The sequence below is a fragment of the Duganella sp. OV510 genome, from assembly GCF_900100205.1.
Classification (GTDB): domain Bacteria; phylum Pseudomonadota; class Gammaproteobacteria; order Burkholderiales; family Burkholderiaceae_D; genus Rugamonas.
Map to the genome: position 1 here is coordinate 13,566 of NZ_FNEQ01000014.1, position 16,985 is coordinate 30,550.

Below are 16,985 nucleotides of genomic sequence, written 5' to 3' on the forward strand. Positions count from 1 at the left end.
CTGCCTTAAAGTGGTGCGGTGTTTTGATAGGTGGCGATTTGCGCCAGTGTCAGCGCGCGCATGTCGGCGCCGCGCATGTGCGCCTGGTGCCATGCGACGATCTGCTCGATGGTGTGGCCCAGGTGCCAGCGCGGCTGCCATTGCAGGCGCGCACGCGCCTTGGAGCAGTCCAGTTTCAGATAGTGTGCCTCATGCGGCTGCGGAGCGGCGTCCAGCTCCCAGGCGGCGCCGTCGCCCCAGCTTTGGCACAGGCGTTCGATGATCCACTCGACCGGGCGGGCGTCGATGTCATGTGGGCCGAAGTTGAAGCCTTCGGCAAACGCCGCGCCGTGCAGGTACAGGTGCTCGGCCAGCGTCAGGTAGCCGGACAGCGGCTCCAGCACGTGCTGCCACGGGCGGATCGCGTGCGGGCTGCGGATGCGCACCGGCTGGCCGGCGGCAATCGCCCGCACCATGTCGGGTATCAGGCGGTCTTCCGCCCAGTCGCCGCCGCCGATGACGTTGCCGGCGCGGCCAGAAGCCAGCGCCACGCCGTGCTCGGCATATTTTTCCGGATTGAAGAACGACGAACGGTAGCCGGCCGTCACCAGTTCGGCGCAGGCCTTGCTGTTGCTGTACGGGTCGTAGCCGCCGAAGGCTTCGTTTTCACGGTAGCCCCAGGCCCATTCCTTGTTCTCGTAGCACTTGTCGCTGGTGACGTTGACCACCGCCTTGATGCCGGGTGTGTTGCGCACCGCTTCAAAGAAGTTGACCAGGCCCATGACGTTGGTGGCGTAGGTCTCGACCGGATTGACATAGGAATACCGCACCAGCGCCTGCGCCGCCATGTGGATGACGATCTCTGGCCGGGCTTCGCGCATGGCTTGCTGCAAGGCGGCGGCGTCGCGGATGTCACCGGTGATGGAGCTCATGCCGCTGCCGACCTGGGCCACCTCGAACAGGCTGGGATTGCTCGGCGACGGCAGCGCGTAGCCGGTCACGTGCGCGCCCAGCTGTTGCAGCCACAGGCTGAGCCAGCTGCCTTTGAAACCCGTGTGGCCGGTCAGGAAAACGCGCTTGCCTTGCCAGAACGCTGGACTCATGGCCACTTCTTCCACGGCGCCTTGCCGCTTTCCCACAGGTCTTCCAGGTGGATCTTGTCGCGCAGCGTATCCATCGGCTGCCAGAAGCCGTGATGGAAGAAGGCATCCATCTGGTTCTCCAGGGCCAGCGTTTCCATCGGCTCTTTTTCCCAGATGGTGGCGTCGTTGGCGATGTAGTCGATGACTTTCGGCGACAGCACGAAGTAGCCGCCGTTGATCCAGGCGCCGTCGCCCTGCGGTTTTTCCTTGAAGCTGACGATGCGCTGGCCGTCGATGTCGATGGCGCCGAAGCGGCCCGGCGGCAGCACTGCCGACATGGTGGCCAGCTTGCCGTGTGCCTGGTGGAAGGCGATCGAGGCGGTGATGTCGATGTCGGCCACGCCGTCGCCATAGGTGAAGCAGAATGCTTCCTCGTTTTTCAGGTGTTCGCGCACGCGCTTAAGGCGGCCGCCGGTCATGCTGTCGGCGCCGGTGTCGATCAGCGTGACGCGCCACGGTTCGGCGTAACGCTGATGCACTTCCATGCTGTTGGCCTGCAGGTCGAAAGTGACGTCCGAGGTGTGCAGGAAGTAGTTGGCGAAGAATTCCTTGATGATGTAGCCGCGATAGCCGCAGCAGATGACGAAATCGTTGATGCCGTGAGCCGAATAGCTCTTCATGATGTGCCACAGGATCGGCTTGCCGCCGATCTCGACCATCGGTTTCGGCTTGACGGTGGTTTCCTCGCTGAGCCGTGTGCCCAGGCCGCCGGCCAGTATGACTGCTTTCATGAATTCCCCGTTGTGTGTGGTGCGTAGGCGTGGCTTATTTTAAACGAAAAATACAGGCTGATTAGCGGCCAATGTGTTTGAACATTTCCCCGCATTCGGCGGCGCTATCGCCGCCCAGTTCGACGTGCAGCGGGTGCGGCGCCTCGGCTTGCAGCGTCGGCACACAACGCGTCGCGCAGGTTGCCGTCCGCCGCCCGTATCGACAGTGGCGTGATGTCTGCCCTTCGCCGAGGCGCGCGTCTGCCAGCATCATGCGCATCATCGACAGCGACCGGAAGCCCGGCTGCATGCCCAGTTCCTCGGGGCCGGGCAGTACGAAATCGAAAGGCGCGGGGTGTTGCAGCAGCGAGATGGCGGCGTGGCTGCTGCCATGCAGGAAGGTGAGTTATTCACATCCAGTCTGGTGGGGCGGTTTAGGCGCCGGCGGGCGCCAGCAGCAAATGATAGCCCTGGCTCAGCGCCTGCTGGAGGATCACGCTGCGTTGCGGGTCGCCAGCGGCCAGCGTGGCGTGGTGGTCGCGCACCAGTGTGGTCAGGGCGTCGAGACGCCTGGCCAGCAGTGCCTTGAAGGTGGCGCCATCGGTCAGGAAATTCTGGCGGGTGTGGTCTTCATACAACAGGTACAGGCGTTCCAGCGCCGCTTGCAGGCCTTCCGGTTGCGCCTCGGCGCCAGCTGGCGGCAGCGCTGCGGCCGGCTGGTAGCTGGACAGGGGGGCCGGCAGGTAGGCGCATTCGCGGCCAGTCAGCGCTGCCAGCGCGGTGGCGACGCCAGCCAGCGGGCGGTAGCGCCGTCCCCGGTAGTGGCCGAAGGCTGCGCCCAGTTGCTCGCGGCGCAGCAGCAGGCTGGCCGGCTGGCACAGCACGTCGCCGGCGCCGCGTTCGTTGGCCAGCAGCACCGCCGCCAGCGAGGCGCCGCTGAGCGCGGTTTCGGCCGGCAGCAAGGGGGCGCCGGGCAGCGGCTGGCCGTGTGCGTCGACCGGCTGGCGCCAGCAGGCCACCAGGCCGATGGCGGGATAGGCCTGGTAAAAGTGCATCATGCGGCTGATCTTGTCGGCGTGCAGCACCTCGCCGGGCGGGGCGACCGCGATGTATTCGCCCAGGGCCAGCGTCAGGCAGTGGTCGAGGTTGCTCCCGGCATCCAGTGTGGGGGCGCGGTTGTAGCGCAGGCTGGCATGGGCGGCCTGCAGCCTGGCCAGCCTGCGGCGGCGGGCGTCGCCCTTGCCGCTGTCGCTGACGATGATTTCGCAGCGGCCGTAGTGCTGGTCGAGCGCGCTGCGCACCGTGTATTCCAGCTGCTCGGGACTGTCGTGGTCGCCAGTCGGGATCAGGATGCTGACCAGCGGCAGGCTGACGTCCGGCCGGGATGCGGCGCCGTCCTGTTGCAGCGTGCCGCGCGCCACTTGCAGGTATAGTTGTTCCAGTTCGCGCACCAGTTTCGGCGTGTCGAACAGCGGTGCCTTGTCGCGGTTTTTGGCCAGGCGGCGGCGCAGGCGCGCCAGCTCCTCCGGTTTCCCGGCCAGGCGCGCGGCCTTGTCTTCATAGGCTTTGGCGCTGTGCGTCACCAGTTCCGGCAGGTCGATGGCGTGCAGCAGGCTGCCGCCGAGGCGGGCGGCGTAGCTGTCGCCGGCCTGGGTTAGCAGCGGCACGCCGGCCCACAGCGCATCGGCGGCTGCGGCGCCGCCGCTGAACGGCTGCGTGTCCAGGCACAGGTCGGCCAGTTGCAGCCGCGCCAGAAAATCGGCGGGCGCCACGCGCGCGGCAAACAGCAGCCGCTCGCTGGCGACGCCATGGCGCAATGCCGCCACCCGCAGGTTGTCGCGCACCGGCTCGCTATCGGCAGCCAGCCACAGCACACTGCCCGGCACGCGCTTGAGGATGCGCATCCAGCCGGCGAACTGTGCCGGCGCCAGCTTGCGGCTGCTGTTGAAGTTGCAGAACACGAAGGCGTCTTCCGGCAGGCCGCAGCTGGTGCGGGTTGGCGCCGGCGCGGACGGGGGGACGGCGGCGCGGCGGCGGTCGTGCAGCTGCACGCAGTCCGGCAGGTATAGCGGCTGTTCGCTAAAGGAGGCGGCCAGTTGCGGTGGCAGCACGAAGGCGTCGGCCAGGATGTAGTCGACCGCCGGCATGGCGCTGCTGCCCGGATGGCCGAGCCAGCTGATCTGCACCGGTGCCGCGCGGTGCGCCAGGATGCCGGGCCGGCCGTCGGCGCCGAGGCCGTGCAGGTCGACCAGGATGTCGATTTCGTGGGCACGGATGGTTTGCGCCGCCTGCAGGTCGCTCATCACCGTCAGGCGGATATGGTGGTCCATCTGCGGCGCGACGCGCGCGCGCAGACCGCTGCGGTCTTCCTCGTTCCAGCTGAAGCCGTAGATTTCAAACTGCTCGCGCTGGTGCAGGCCGTACAGCTCGGCCGTCAGGCGGGCGGCGTGGCTGCCGAAGTCGGACGACAGGTAGCCGATGCGCAGCTTGCGGTGCAGATAGCCCTGCTCGTCGGCCAGCGGCGCCGGCGCGGCGGCGCGGTTGACCGGATGGCGGCCGGCTGCGGCCCGTTGTTCGGCCGGATCGTCGCTGATGCACAGCGAAGAGGCAGCCGAGGCGCTGTTGGCCAGTTCGGTTTCGGCCAGGCCGGGCAGCGGCGCGCACACCGGCCAGGCACATTGCTGCTGGCGCAGCTGGATCCACTGGGCGGCAATGTCCGGCTGTTTCGGATCGAGCAGCAGGCTGCGCGCGCAGGCGTCTTCGGCTTCAGGATAGTGCTGGCGCAGCGCCGCCACGCGCGCCACGCTGTTGAGCGCCTGGATCTGTTGCGGCCGGCTGGCGGGATGGTCGGGATCGATTTGCGCCAGCGCCGCGCGCCAGGTGGACAAGGCTGCCTCATGCTGGCGCAGGCGTTCCTGCAGGCTGCCGAGGGCCATGCGGGCGTCGATGAAATCCGGCTTGATGGCCAATGCCGCGCGCAGCGACTGTTCGGCTTCCTGCTGCTCGTCGGCCTGGATTTGCAGCACGCCCAGGTTGTACCAGGCGGCAAACAGCAGCGGCGACTCGGTGCAGCGCAGCCACAGGTGATACAGCTCGGCGGCGCGCGCGGCTTGGCCGGCGTGGCCCATCAGCCCGGCCAGGCCGATCAGTTGCATGATCGGCAAACTGCCGCGCTTGGCCAATACAAACGCCACCTTGGCCGCTTGCGTCAGTTCGTTGGCGGCAAGGGCCCGGTTCAGTTCCTGCAGATGCGATTCGTCGCTGGGTTGGCTGGAGCTCATGCTGGTATTGTCGGCTGAATCCGTCTAGGATTCAATCTTCGCATACAAAGTGAGACAGTAGTGATGATGGCTAGACCATTTGAAATCCTCGGCCTGCAGCAGATCGCGGTGGGCGCCGCCTCCAAGGAGCCGCTGCGCAAGCTGTGGGTCGACATGCTGGGGCTGGCGCCATCCGGCCATTTTGTCAGCGAAAAAGAGAACGTCGACGAGGATATCGTGCTGCTGGGCAGCGGACCGTTCCAGGTGGAAGTGGACCTGATGCAGCCGCTGGACCCGGCGCGCTCGCCGCGCGTGGACCAGCCGGCGCTGAACCACATCGGGCTGTGGGTGGACAACCTGGCGCTGGCGGTGGAGTGGCTGACGGCGCAGGGCGTGCGGTTCGCGCCGGGCGGCATCCGCAAGGGCGCGTCCGGGCACGACATCGTGTTTCTGCATCCCAAGGCGAATGAAGCATTTCCGATTGGCGGCGCCGGCGTGCTGATCGAGCTGGTGCAGGCGCCGGCCGAGGTGATAGCCGCGTATCGTGGAGGTCGGAATGCTGGTTAAAAACATCATGAGCCGCAACGTAGTGACGGTGGGGCTGGACGACACGCTGGGCCTGGTCAAAGAGATTTTCGACCACAGCAAATTCCACCACCTGCTGGCGCTGGAGAATGGCGAATTGCTGGGCGTGGTGTCGGACCGCGACCTGTTCAAGGCCTTGAGCCCGAACATCGGCACCAGCGTCGAAACCTACAAGGACGCCGCCACGCTGAACAAGCGGGTGCACCAGATCATGTCGCGCAAGCCGAAATGCCTGCGCGAAGACGCCACGGTGGACGCGGCGATCGACATGTTCAGCGAGCACGCGATCTCCTGCATCCCCATCCTCAGCGACGACGACCGCCTGGTGGGCATCCTCAGCTGGCGCGACATCCTGCGCAGCCTGCACAGCCGCCACTCCGACGAAGAATCCTGAAAAACCGGGGTCAGTTCTGCCAAACGTACACGAGCTCATGTACATTTGGCAGAACTGACCCCGGTTTTTTTAGTGGGCTTCGGAGGCGTTGAACATGGTTTTGGCGTAGATCAGGCCGAGGCCGTAGCCGCCGCCGTGGGCGATCGAGGTGGCGACGGTTTCGTTGTAGGTCTCGCCACGGGCCCAGTCGCGTTGCAGTTCCAGTAGGTATTGCAACGAGGTCATCGGGCGGGCGCCGGCCTGGATCATGCGCTCGACGGCGCGTTCGTGCGCTTCGTCGGAAACGTCGCCGCTGGCGTCGGTGATGACGTAGACTTCAAAGCCCTGGTCGAGGGCGGACAGTGCCGGGCCAACGATGCATACCGAGGTCCACAGGCCGGCCAGCACGATCTTGTCCTTGCCGATGGCGTTGACGCGCTCGGCGATGCGCGGGTCTTCCCAGGTGTTCATGGTGGTGCGGTCAATGGCGACTTCGTCCGGGAACACGTCTTTGATCTCGTTGAAGATCGGGCCGGAGAAGGATTTTTCCGCTACCGTGGTCAGGATGGTCGGTACCTTGAATTCCTTGGCGGCTTTCGACACCAGTGCGACGTTGTTGCGCAGCTGGACCGGGTCGATCGACTTGGTGGCAAACGACATCTGCGACTGGTGATCGATCATGATCAGGGTGTGGTTGGTTGGGTTCAGCAGGGTTTGACCTGGTTTGGCGATGGCGGTTGGCATAATACTCTCCTAAATGTTCAAAATTTTCGATTTGGTGTTTGGCGCTGTGTTCTGCGCTGATGGAATGCATTATGCGGGAGCCCAATGCATTCAAAAAGCGGAAAACTTACCGTCTTATTTTCGAAAATTTCGATGATCGAAGAAGGTGTCCAGCAACTGTGCCGCCAGGGTGGCGGGGCTGGTCTCGCCGTCGGCCGCCTGTTGCAGCGCTTGTGGTAGCTGCTGGCGGATGGCGTCGTCGCTGCGGAAGCGTTCCTGCAGGCCGGCTTCGATGATGTGCCAGATCCACGCTTGCGCCTGGTGCCGGCGGCGCGCTTCGAAGTCGCCGCTTTGCTGCATGGCGGCTTTGTGCCGCTGTAACGCCGCCCACACATCAGCGATGCCGGCGCCGGTACTGGCGCTGGCTTGCAGCACCGGCACCTGCCAGTGCGGCGAGGCCGGACGCAGCATGTGCAGCGCGGCTTTCAGCTGTCCGGCCGCCACGGCGGCGGCGCGCGGGTCGAGGTCGGCCTTGTTGTAGACGATGATGTCGGCCAGTTCGAGGATGCCTTTCTTGATGCCTTGCAGTTCGTCGCCGGCATTCGGCAGTTGCAGCAGCAGGAATACGTCGCACATGCCGGCGACCGCCGTTTCGCTCTGGCCGACGCCGACGGTTTCGACGATGACGACATCAAAGCCGGCCGCCTCGCACACCAGCATGGCTTCGCGGCTCTGGTGGCCGACGCCGCCCAGCGCGCCGCGCGCCGGCGAGGGCCGGATGTAGGCGGCTTCCTGATGCGACAGGCGCTCCATGCGGGTCTTGTCGCCGAGGATGGAGCCGCCGGTCAGCGGCGACGAGGGATCGACCGCCAGCACCGCCAGCCGCAAGCCCTGCTCCAGCAAGTGCATGCCGAAGCTTTCGATGAAGGTGGATTTGCCGACGCCCGGCACGCCGCTGATGCCGATGCGCAGTGCCTTGCCGGTATGCGGCAGCAAGTGGTCCAGCAGCGCCTGGGCGCGCAGCCGGTGGTCGGGACGCGTGGATTCCACCAGCGTGATGGCCTTGGCCAGCGCGCGTCGCTGCCGGCCGATCAGCGCGGCGGCAAGGGCGGCATCGTCAGGCGCGATTGCCATGCGGTCAGGTGATGGAGGAGGTGCCGGCCGTTGCGCCCAGCGCCAGGGCGACCGCTGCTGCTGCCTCGGCATCGTCGGCGCACGCGGGCACGGGCGCGTCGCTGGCGGCCGCGTGACCATCGCCCGCCGGGCCGTCCAGGACTTCGCGGATCTGTTGCAGCACTTCTGCCGCGCACAGCGGGATCGGCGTGCCGGGGCCGAAGATGCCTTTGACGCCGGCCTGATACAGGAAGCCATGGTCCTGCGTCGGCACCACGCCACCGACGAACACGATGATGTCGTCCGCCCCTTGCTCACGCAGCGCGGCAATCAGTTCCGGCACCAGCGTCTTGTGGCCGGCCGCCAGCGATGACACGCCAAGCGCGTGCACATCGTTCTCGATGGCCTGGCGCGCCGCTTCTTCCGGCGTCTGGAACAGCGGCCCCAGGTCGACATCGAAGCCAAGATCGGCAAACGCCGATCCGACCACGCGCGCGCCACGGTCATGCCCGTCCTGTCCCAGCTTGGCGACCATGATGCGCGGCCGGCGGCCCTGTTCTTCCGCGAAGCGTTCGACTTCGCCACGCAAACGGGTCCAGTTCTCGTCATCCGCCAGCGCCGCCGCATACACGCCAGACACGCTCTGGCTGGCCGCGCGATGCCGTCCCCAGGCCTGCTCCAGCGCGTCGGAAATCTCGCCGACGGTGGCGCGCAGGCGGGTGGCGCGCACCGCCAGTTCCAGCAGGTTGCCGTGGCCCTCATACGCCGCCACGCCCAGTTCGGCCAGCGCCGCGCCCACTGCCGCCTGGTGGCGCGCGGCGCGGATCTCGGCCAGCCGGGCGATCTGCTGCTCGCGCACGGCGCTGTTGTCGATCTCGCGCGCCTCGACCTGGTCCTCGATGCCGCTCTGGTATTTGTTGACGCCCACGATCACGTCCTTGCCGGCATCGATGCGCGCCTGCTTGTCGGCCGCCGCCGCTTCGATCTTCAGCTTGGCCCAGCCGGAGCCGACCGCCTGCGTCATGCCGCCCATCTGCTCGACTTGCTGGATGATGGCCCAGGCCTGGTCGGCCACGTCCTGCGTCAGCTTTTCCATCATGTAGGAACCGGCCCAGGGGTCGATGACGTTGGTGATCTGGGTTTCTTCCTGCAGGATCAGCTGGGTGTTGCGGGCGATGCGCGCGGCAAATTCGGACGGCAGCGCGATCGCTTCGTCCAGCGAGTTGGTGTGCAGCGACTGGGTACCGCCAAACACGGCGGCCATCGCTTCCACCGTGGTGCGCACCACGTTGTTGTACGGGTCCTGCACCGTCAGCGACCAGCCGGAGGTCTGGCAATGCGTGCGCAGCATCAGCGATTTCTGCGATTTGGCGCCGAAATCCTGCATGATGCGGCACCACAGCAGCCGCGCCGCGCGCAGCTTGGCCACTTCCAGGTAAAAGTTCATGCCGACGCCGAAGAAGAATGACAGCCGGCCGGCAAAGTCATCCACATCCATGCCTTTGCCGAGTGCGGTGCGGACATATTCCATGCCATCGGCCAAGGTCAGCGCCAGTTCCAGCGCCGGCGTGGCGCCGGCTTCCTGCATGTGGTAGCCGGAAATCGACACGGAATTGAACTTCGGCATGTGCTGTGCCGTGTAGGCAATGATGTCGGCAACGATGCGCATCGACGGTTCGGGCGGATAAATATAGGTATTCCGCACCATGAATTCCTTCAGGATGTCGTTCTGTATGGTACCGGACAGTTGTTCCGGCGCCACGCCAGCCTCCTCGGCAGCGACGATGTAGCCGGCCAGTACCGGCAGCACGGCGCCGTTCATGGTCATCGATACCGACACCTTGCCGAGGTCGATGCCGTCAAACAGGATCTTCATGTCCTCGACCGAATCGACTGCCACGCCGGCCTTGCCGACATCGCCCTTGACACGCGGATGGTCGGAATCGTAGCCACGGTGAGTGGCCAGGTCGAACGCCACCGATACGCCCTGGCCGCCGCCGGCCAGCGCGCGGCGGTAGAAGGCGTTGGACTCGGCCGCCGTCGAGAAACCGGCGTACTGGCGGATGGTCCACGGCCGCGCCGCGTACATGCTGGCTTGCGGGCCGCGCACGAAGGGGGCAAAGCCGGGCAGGGTGTCGGTGTGCGGCAGGCCTTCCAGGTCGGCTGCCGTGTACAGCGCTTTCAGCGTAATGCCATCGGCCTGCGGAGTGTCCAGGCGCGCTGCGTCGCCACCGGGAGCCGAGCGCGCGGCCGCCTTGCGCCAGTCGTCCAGCGACGGGGTGGGAGTCGGTGCGCGCGGGTGTTCCATTGGGTGCCTTGCCGAATAAGATGCGCCGATTGTACCGTGCAGCCCGACACCTTGTGGGTAAAAAGACAGACGGGGCAACACCCCCCTGTTTTACGGACCGCAAGCCCCGGCGCTTATGGTAAAGTTGGTCCGCATTAATAACATGCCAAACCGGAGCTTTTGTGAACGATACCGTCAAACTGGAAGGTGAATTTGTCACGCTGCGCATGATGCGCGCCGACGACGCCGCCCAGACCTTCGCCTGGCGCCAGGCCGACCGCGCCCGCCTGCTGAACGCCGGCGCCGCCACGGTCGAACAACAGGCTGCCTGGATTGCTAGCCGGCCAGCCTCCGAATATAATTTCATGATCGAGTTGAAGGATGGCCGCGCCATCGGCATGCTGTCGCTGGTGGGCATCAACAAGGTCAACCGCCATGCGGAAACCGGGCGTTTCCTGATCGGCGACGAAGAGGCCGCCAAGGGCATCCCGGCTGCCGTCGAGGCGATGAAGCTGCTGTATGAATTTGCCTTCGACAAGCTGGACCTGATCCGCCTGCACGGCACGGTGGCCTCCGGCAATCCGCTGATGGTGAAGTGGCAGAAGTATCTGGGCATGAAGGAAGAAGGCCGCATGCGCAGCCATTATTTCATCGACGGCAAATGGCAGGACGCCGTGATCCTCGGCTTGCTGGTGGAAGAAGCCCGCACGCAGTCCTATCCCCGCATGAACGCCCTGATCACCGCTGCCCGCCGCACCCACGCTTAACCCCCCAAGGAAGATTTGATGTTGACTAAAGAGAATGTGCTGGAAATCATTCTGCGCGCCCTGCAGAACCTGAACGACGAACTGGCGGACGACGAGAAATTCGAAGCCGGCCCGAACACGCCGCTGTTCGGACCCAACGCCACGCTGGATTCGCTGGCGCTGGTGTCGGTGATCGTTGACGTTGAAGGCGATGTGTCGACCGCGCTGGGCCGCAGCATCAGCCTGACCGACGACCGTGCCATGAGCCAGGAAATCTCGCCGTTCGACGACGTGCAGACCCTGCTCAACTACATCATGATCCTGGTCAACGAGGGCAAATGATGAGCGCAGGTCTGTACGCAGGCAAAGTGGTGCTGGTGACCGGCAGCCGTCGCGGCGTCGGCAAGGCCATCGCCGAGCACTTTCTGAACCACGGCGCCGACAAGGTGATCGGCTTCGCCCGTGGCGCCGGTTCGATCGCGCACCCGAACTATCACCACTTCGAGGTGGATGTAGGCGACACCGAGTCCGTCATCAAGGGCTTTGCGGCGCTGAAGCAGGTGACCGATTCGATCCAGATCGTGGTGAACAACGCCGCCGTGCTGACCTCGCAGTATTCGATGATCATGCCGCCGGCCGCCGCGCAGGCGATGGTCAACGTGAATTTGCTCGGCCCCTTCATGGTGTCGCGCGAAGCCGCCAAGATGATGCGCAAGCGTAAATGGGGCCGCATCATCAACATCGGTTCGATGGCGGCCTCGCTGGAACCGATCGGCGATTCGATGTACGCCGCTTGCAAGGCCGGCCTGTCGACCCTGGCGAATGTGATGGCCAAGGAGTTCGCGACGATGAACGTCACCTGCAACACGCTGGGCATCAACGCCATCGAAAGCGATATGCTGGCGCAGCTGCCGCGCGACAAGATCGACGCCATCATCGCCGGCCTGCCGGTGCCGCGCATGTCGAAGGAAGACGATATTCTCAACGTGATCGACTTCTTCGCCGCCGAGCGCTCGTCGCAGATCACCGCGCAGACCGTGTTCCTGGGCGGAGTCAACTAAGATGCTGGCGCCGGTCGGTCACTGGGGCGGCGGCGACGTTTGGCGAGTGACCAGCGGCGAGTTTCCATCCAATGCTTATTTGTGCGGCACCGGCGACGGCCGCTGCGTGCTGATCGACGGTGGGCTGGACCCGGCCGCCATCGACCTGGCCATGCAGCAGCTGGCGCTGACGCCGACTGCGGTGTTCTGCACGCACGGCCATTTCGACCATGCCGGTTCGGCCGCGTTCTTCCAGAAGAAATTCGGCGTGCCGGTGTATCTGCACGGTGCCGACCGCAAGCTGCTGAAGGCGTCGAATTTTTTGCTGATGGCGTTCAAGCTGGCCTCGCGCATCGAGCAGCCGGGCGAGATTACGGCGGTGGCCAGCGGCGAGTCGGTCGATGTGGCCGGCCACGCGCTGACTTTCCACGGCGCGCCGGGCCATACGCCGGGTTCCTGCATCATTGAACTGGGCAGCGCGCTGTTCACCGGCGACACCATTTACACGCGCGGCGTCGGCCTGTCGCATCTGCCGGGCGAGCAGCCCGAGATGCTGAAACAATCGATACTGGCCTTGTGGCCGCTGCTGACGGCGGAGCGCATCGTCTATCCGGGCCATGGCGGTTGCGCCAGCGGCGCCGAGGTGCGCGCGACCAATCGCGCGCTGCTTGAATTCCTGGGCTTGCCCCATTCCACTGAAACGAAAGCTGTAGAACTATGACTATCGATAGCGGCGTCGCCATCGCCGGCGTGGGCCATCATCTGCCCGACCTGATCGAAGATAACGAAACGCTGTGCGCCAACCTGGAGGTTGGCCCGGAGTGGATCATGGAGAAGACCGGCATCAAGCGCCGTTATCTGGCGCGGCCTGAGGATTCGGCCTCCGATTATGCCGCCAAGGCGGCGCAGAACGCGCTGGACATGGCCGGTATTCCGGCTGACGAGGTGGATCTGATCGTGGTCTGCACCTTCTCCGGCGATTACATCTTCCCGCCGGTGTCGGCCAAGGTGCAGATGCTGCTGAAGGCGCCGCATGCGCAGATCTTTGACGTGCAGGCCAACTGCGCCGGCTTCGTCACCGGCCTGACGGTGGCGTCGGACCGCATGCTGGTCGATCCGACGGTGCGCAATGCGCTGGTGATCGGCGTCGAGCTGAATTCGCGCTACATCAACCGCGCCGACATCAATTCGGCGATCTACATGAGCGATGGCGCCGGCGCTGCCGTACTGACCCGCACCGAGAAGGGCAAGGGCATCATGGCGTCGGCTTTCCATACCGACAGTTCGAACTTCGAGGCGGTGCGTATGCGCGGCGGCGGTTCCAGCTTCGGCTCCAGGGACCGTGAATGGGACGCGTCGGTGGACTACATGGAGATGAACGGCATCGCCACCTGGAAGCAGGCGATCACACACTTGCCGACGGTGATCCGCAAGGCTTGCGCCAAGAGCGGCATCGATCCGAAAGAGGTGGAGTTCCTGGTGTTCCATCAGGCTAACCTGAACATGATCGAGTACGTGGTGCGCAAGATGGGCTACGGCATGGAGAAGACCTTCACCAATGTGCAGGAGATCGGCAATACCGGCGCGGCCTCGGTTGGCATCGCGTTGAGCGAGGCGGTGTCGAAAGGCTTGATGAAGGATGGCCAGCTGGTGGTGCTGGCGGCGGTCGGCGCCGGCTTCAACTTTGGTGCTTCGGTATGGCGCTGGCATATGCCGGTGCGGAAGGCGGCGTGATGTTCAAGGATTTCGATGCCATCCAGGTTGGCGAGACGCAGACGCTGACCAAGCACATCACCGAAGCCGATGTGCGCAAGTTCGTCGAGATGACCGGCGATGACAATCCGCTGCATGTGGACCGCGCGTATGCGGAGACCACGTCGTTCAAGGATATCGTGGTGCATGGCATGCTGGGCGCTTCGTTTATTTCGACGGTGATCGGCACCAAGCTGCCGGGCACTGGTGCGCTGTGGGTGTCGCAGAATATGGAGTTCCTGCTGCCGGTGCGGCTGGGCGATGTGCTGACCATCAGTGCCACAGTGGTGAAGAAGCATGAGCGCGAGCGCTTGCTGGAGCTGGATACCAGAATCGTCAATCAGAACCAGCAGTTGATTTTGACTGGTGTGGGCAAGGTCAAGGTGCTGGTGGCGGCGGAGCCGGAAGCCAGGCCGGCGGCCGACGCGCGTCCGCGCGTGGCGATAGTGACCGGCGGCGCCGGCGGCATCGGCAAGGCGATCTGCCAGCGTCTGGCAGCGGATGGCTTTGACGTGGTGGTGAACTACCGCGGCCAGGCCGACCGCGCGGCGCAGATTGTCGCCGAGATCAATGCCGCCGTTGGCGGCGAGGGCAAGCGTCGCGGGCGGGCGCTGGCGGTGCAGGCGGATATCGCCACCGAGGCTGGCGCGCAGGCGCTGTTTGCAGCGGCGGTGAAGGCTTTCGGCGCGGTGAGCGTGCTGGTAAATAACGCCTCGCCACATATCAATCCGAAACCGTTCGGCGTGACCGCATGGGCCGACGTGCAGCAGCAGCTCGACGTGCAGGTCAAAGGCGCCTTCCTGATGACCAGCGCCGTGGTGCCGGACATGGCCGCGCGCAAATGGGGCCGCATCGTCAACATCACCTCGCAGGTGCTGGATGGCCAGCCGTCCGTGACGTGGACCGGTTATGCGATGGCCAAGGGGGCATTGCAGGTGTTCTCCAATTACATGGCGGCGGAACTCGGCCCGCAGGGCATCACTGTCAACTGCGTATCGCCAGGCATGTGCGAAACCACGCTGATCGGCGACATCCCTGAAAAGGCGCAGCTGATGATCGCGCGCCAGACGCCATTGCGCCGCCTGGCCAAGCCGTCCGACGTGGCGGCGGCCGTGGCCTATCTGGTGTCCGATGATGCCGGCTTTGTCACTGGCGACACCGTGGCCGTCAACGGCGGGATGGCGATGCGATGAGCGCAAGCCCAACGACGCCTGGCGCTCCTGCCTCAACCGCGACTGGCGCAACCGCTGCCGTCGCTGCGTCTGCGCTGTCGCCACGCGACGCCGCGCTGGCGGTGCTGGCGAAAGCCGACAGCACCATGATGCAGCTGACGCAAGCCGTGACAGCGCTGGAAAAGGAAGAACAGCCGCGCACCGTCAAGATCGGCATCTCATCCTCCGCCACGGTCGACCTGCTGAACATCTACCTGCGCAAGCACGGCCTGCTGAACGGCGCCAGGATCGAACTGGTGGCCGGCAATTACGACGACCCGATCGGCGACATCGACCTGTTCGCGCAGGCCGGCGTCGAGCAAATCGTGCTGTTGCCGTTCTTCGACAACCTGCTGCCATCATTTGAAGCGCAGCTGGAGAGCCTGGACCCGTCCATCATCGACGCCAAGGAAGCGGAACTGCGCCAGCGCTACCGCATGGCGTTTGACAAGGCGCGCGCCGTGCCGGCGATCTATCTCGGCACCTTCCACCGCATGGGCAGCGCCGCCGATGCCGGCGGCCAGGACGCGGTTGCACTGGTGCTGGCGCGCTTCAACGCCGCGCTGCGCGAAGAAGCCGCCGCCTACGCCAACATCCGCCTGATCGACACCGATGACATCGTGCGCACGGTCGGCCGGCACTCGGCCTTTGACACGCGTTTCTACTTCCGCAGCAAGGCGCCGTACACCGGCGCCTACATGAACGAACTGGCGTGCCGCATCGCCGCCGCCGCGCGCGGCTTCGGCGCCCATTTCTACAAGGTGCTGGCGCTAGACTGCGACAACACGCTGTGGGGCGGCGTCATCGGCGAAGATCTGCTGAACGGCATCAAGCTCGGACCCTACGACTACCCTGGCAATATCTTCTGGCGCATGCAGCAGGAATTCGCCGCGCTGGAACGGCAAGGCATCCTGCTGGCGCTGATCACCAAGAACAACCCGGACGATGTCGATGAAGTGCTGCACAAGCATCCGGACATGGTACTGAAGGAATCGCAACTGGTGGCCAAGAAGGTCAACTGGGAAGACAAGCCCTCCAATCTGCGCGCACTGGCGCAGGAACTCAATGTGGGCCTGGACAGCATAGTCTTCCTCGACGATTCGTCGTTTGAATGCGAAGCCGTGCGCCAGCAGCTGCCGATGGTGAAGACCGTGCAGGTGCCGGCCACGCTGTCCGACTACCCGCGCGTGGTGGCCGAGATCAAATCGCTGTTCCTGGCCGGCGGCATCGCCGCCGACAGCAAGGGCAAGACCGAACAATACCGCCAGCGCGCCGGCGCCGAGGAACTGAAGGCGCAATCCGGTTCGCAGGAAGAGTACCTGGCGTCGCTGGAACTGAAGGTGGAACTGACGCGCAACGCGCGCGCCAGCGCCGGCCGCATCAGCGAGCTGTCGCAGAAGTCCAACCAGTTCAACCTGACCACGCGCCGCTACAGCGTGGCCGAGATCGAGCAGATGATGGACGGCGACACGCATGCGGTGTACTCGCTGGTGGTCAGCGACAAATTCGGCAATGCCGGCCTGACCGGCGTGGCGGTGATCCGCTACGACGGCGCCACCGCCATCGCCGAGAACTTCCTGATGAGCTGCCGCGTGATCGGGCGCGGCGTCGAGACGGGCATCTGGACCCGCATCGCCGCCGACGCCGCACAGCGCGGCTGCACCGAACTGCGCGCGGAATTCATCCCGAGCGCAAAGAATGCCCAGGTGGTGGATTTCTACACCCGCCTCGGCATGAACGAGCAAGAACAAACCAGCGAAGGCGTGCGCAGATACGCCGTCGCCACAGCGGATTTCGCCGCGCCCCCCAATCCATGGATAGAGATGACTTATGTTGAATGAAGACGCACTGAAACAAGTAATGGCCACCATGCTGAACGTGGATGCTGCCACGATCAATGAAGACTCCAGCATGGACAACGTGCCAAGCTGGGACTCGCTGCGCCATATGAACCTGGTGCTGGCGCTGGAAGAAGAATTCAAGGTGACCATTCCCGACGAAGACGCCGGCAATATCACCTCCTACAAACTGATCAAGCTGGTGTTGAACGACCTGGGAGTGTGA

The 16,985-nt window shown here is 64.9% G+C and carries 17 protein-coding genes; 10 read left to right on the plus strand and 7 right to left on the minus strand.

The window, feature by feature from the left end; genetic code table 11:
• Positions 1–5: 5 nt before the first annotated feature.
• The 4 genes from rfbG to BLS51_RS27305 all read right to left on the minus strand — a co-directional run bounded on the left by rfbG (position 6) and on the right by BLS51_RS27305 (position 5,112).
• On the minus strand, positions 6–1,082 hold the full coding sequence (gene rfbG, locus BLS51_RS27295; RefSeq protein WP_175472709.1) for a CDP-glucose 4,6-dehydratase: 1,077 nt from the start codon (positions 1,080–1,082) through the stop codon (positions 6–8).
• Positions 1,079–1,852 (minus strand): glucose-1-phosphate cytidylyltransferase, encoded by a 774-nt coding sequence (rfbF, locus tag BLS51_RS27300; protein WP_090192147.1) that lies wholly within the window; start codon positions 1,850–1,852, stop codon positions 1,079–1,081. Before rfbF ends, rfbG begins: the two co-directional genes overlap by 4 nt.
• Before the next feature lie 61 nt (positions 1,853–1,913).
• Positions 1,914–2,141: a hypothetical protein gene (locus tag BLS51_RS29610; protein ID WP_090192145.1), complete on the minus strand. Its 228-nt coding sequence runs from the start codon at positions 2,139–2,141 to the stop codon at positions 1,914–1,916.
• Positions 2,142–2,265: 124 nt separating this feature from the next.
• Complete coding sequence (locus BLS51_RS27305) at positions 2,266–5,112, minus strand: O-linked N-acetylglucosamine transferase family protein (protein ID WP_090192143.1); 2,847 nt, start codon at positions 5,110–5,112, stop codon at positions 2,266–2,268.
• Between the two features lie 66 nt (positions 5,113–5,178).
• Here BLS51_RS27305 and BLS51_RS27310 point away from each other — a divergent pair, with 66 nt between their 5' ends.
• Together BLS51_RS27310 and BLS51_RS27315 are read left to right on the plus strand one after the other, a co-directional pair.
• Positions 5,179–5,658: a VOC family protein gene (locus tag BLS51_RS27310; protein WP_217636506.1), complete on the plus strand. Its 480-nt coding sequence runs from the start codon at positions 5,179–5,181 to the stop codon at positions 5,656–5,658.
• Complete coding sequence (locus BLS51_RS27315) at positions 5,648–6,070, plus strand: CBS domain-containing protein (RefSeq protein WP_090192139.1); 423 nt, start codon at positions 5,648–5,650, stop codon at positions 6,068–6,070. The genes BLS51_RS27310 and BLS51_RS27315 overlap by 11 nt, the downstream gene beginning before the upstream one ends.
• 69 nt (positions 6,071–6,139) lie before the next feature.
• Here the strand turns inward: BLS51_RS27315 and BLS51_RS27320 are convergent, their stop codons facing one another.
• The 3 genes from BLS51_RS27320 to scpA all read right to left on the minus strand — a co-directional run bounded on the left by BLS51_RS27320 (position 6,140) and on the right by scpA (position 10,193).
• The gene (locus BLS51_RS27320) at positions 6,140–6,793 is read right to left on the minus strand and encodes a hydrolase (RefSeq protein WP_090192138.1); all 654 of its coding nucleotides are present in this window, start codon (positions 6,791–6,793) and stop codon (positions 6,140–6,142) included.
• 114 nt (positions 6,794–6,907) lie between these two features.
• Positions 6,908–7,906, minus strand: coding sequence for a methylmalonyl Co-A mutase-associated GTPase MeaB (gene meaB / locus BLS51_RS27325; protein WP_090192135.1), 999 nt, complete (start codon positions 7,904–7,906; stop codon positions 6,908–6,910).
• Between the two features lie 4 nt (positions 7,907–7,910).
• Positions 7,911–10,193, minus strand: coding sequence for a methylmalonyl-CoA mutase (gene scpA / locus BLS51_RS27330; RefSeq protein ID WP_090192133.1), 2,283 nt, complete (start codon positions 10,191–10,193; stop codon positions 7,911–7,913).
• 161 nt (positions 10,194–10,354) lie between these two features.
• Here scpA and BLS51_RS27335 point away from each other — a divergent pair, with 161 nt between their 5' ends.
• From BLS51_RS27335 to BLS51_RS27370, 8 genes are read left to right on the plus strand one after another with little or no spacing between them, the layout of a single operon-like run.
• Positions 10,355–10,939: a GNAT family N-acetyltransferase gene (locus tag BLS51_RS27335; RefSeq protein ID WP_229207779.1), complete on the plus strand. Its 585-nt coding sequence runs from the start codon at positions 10,355–10,357 to the stop codon at positions 10,937–10,939.
• 18 nt (positions 10,940–10,957) lie between these two features.
• A complete protein-coding gene (locus BLS51_RS27340; RefSeq protein ID WP_090192131.1) occupies positions 10,958–11,260 on the plus strand; it encodes a hypothetical protein in 303 nt (100 codons plus the stop codon).
• A complete protein-coding gene (locus BLS51_RS27345) occupies positions 11,257–11,979 on the plus strand; it encodes an SDR family NAD(P)-dependent oxidoreductase (RefSeq protein ID WP_229207778.1) in 723 nt (240 codons plus the stop codon). Before BLS51_RS27340 ends, BLS51_RS27345 begins: the two co-directional genes overlap by 4 nt.
• A 1-nt stretch (position 11,980) precedes the next feature.
• Complete coding sequence (locus BLS51_RS27350) at positions 11,981–12,679, plus strand: MBL fold metallo-hydrolase (RefSeq protein ID WP_090192127.1); 699 nt, start codon at positions 11,981–11,983, stop codon at positions 12,677–12,679.
• Complete coding sequence (locus tag BLS51_RS27355; protein ID WP_090192125.1) at positions 12,676–13,692, plus strand: 3-oxoacyl-ACP synthase III family protein; 1,017 nt, start codon at positions 12,676–12,678, stop codon at positions 13,690–13,692. Before BLS51_RS27350 ends, BLS51_RS27355 begins: the two co-directional genes overlap by 4 nt.
• Positions 13,656–14,903, plus strand: coding sequence for an SDR family oxidoreductase (locus BLS51_RS27360; RefSeq protein WP_229207777.1), 1,248 nt, complete (start codon positions 13,656–13,658; stop codon positions 14,901–14,903). Before BLS51_RS27355 ends, BLS51_RS27360 begins: the two co-directional genes overlap by 37 nt.
• Positions 14,900–16,762 (plus strand): HAD-IIIC family phosphatase, encoded by a 1,863-nt coding sequence (locus tag BLS51_RS27365; protein ID WP_090192123.1) that lies wholly within the window; start codon positions 14,900–14,902, stop codon positions 16,760–16,762. The genes BLS51_RS27360 and BLS51_RS27365 overlap by 4 nt, the downstream gene beginning before the upstream one ends.
• A complete protein-coding gene (locus BLS51_RS27370; RefSeq protein WP_090192121.1) occupies positions 16,752–16,985 on the plus strand; it encodes an acyl carrier protein in 234 nt (77 codons plus the stop codon). Before BLS51_RS27365 ends, BLS51_RS27370 begins: the two co-directional genes overlap by 11 nt.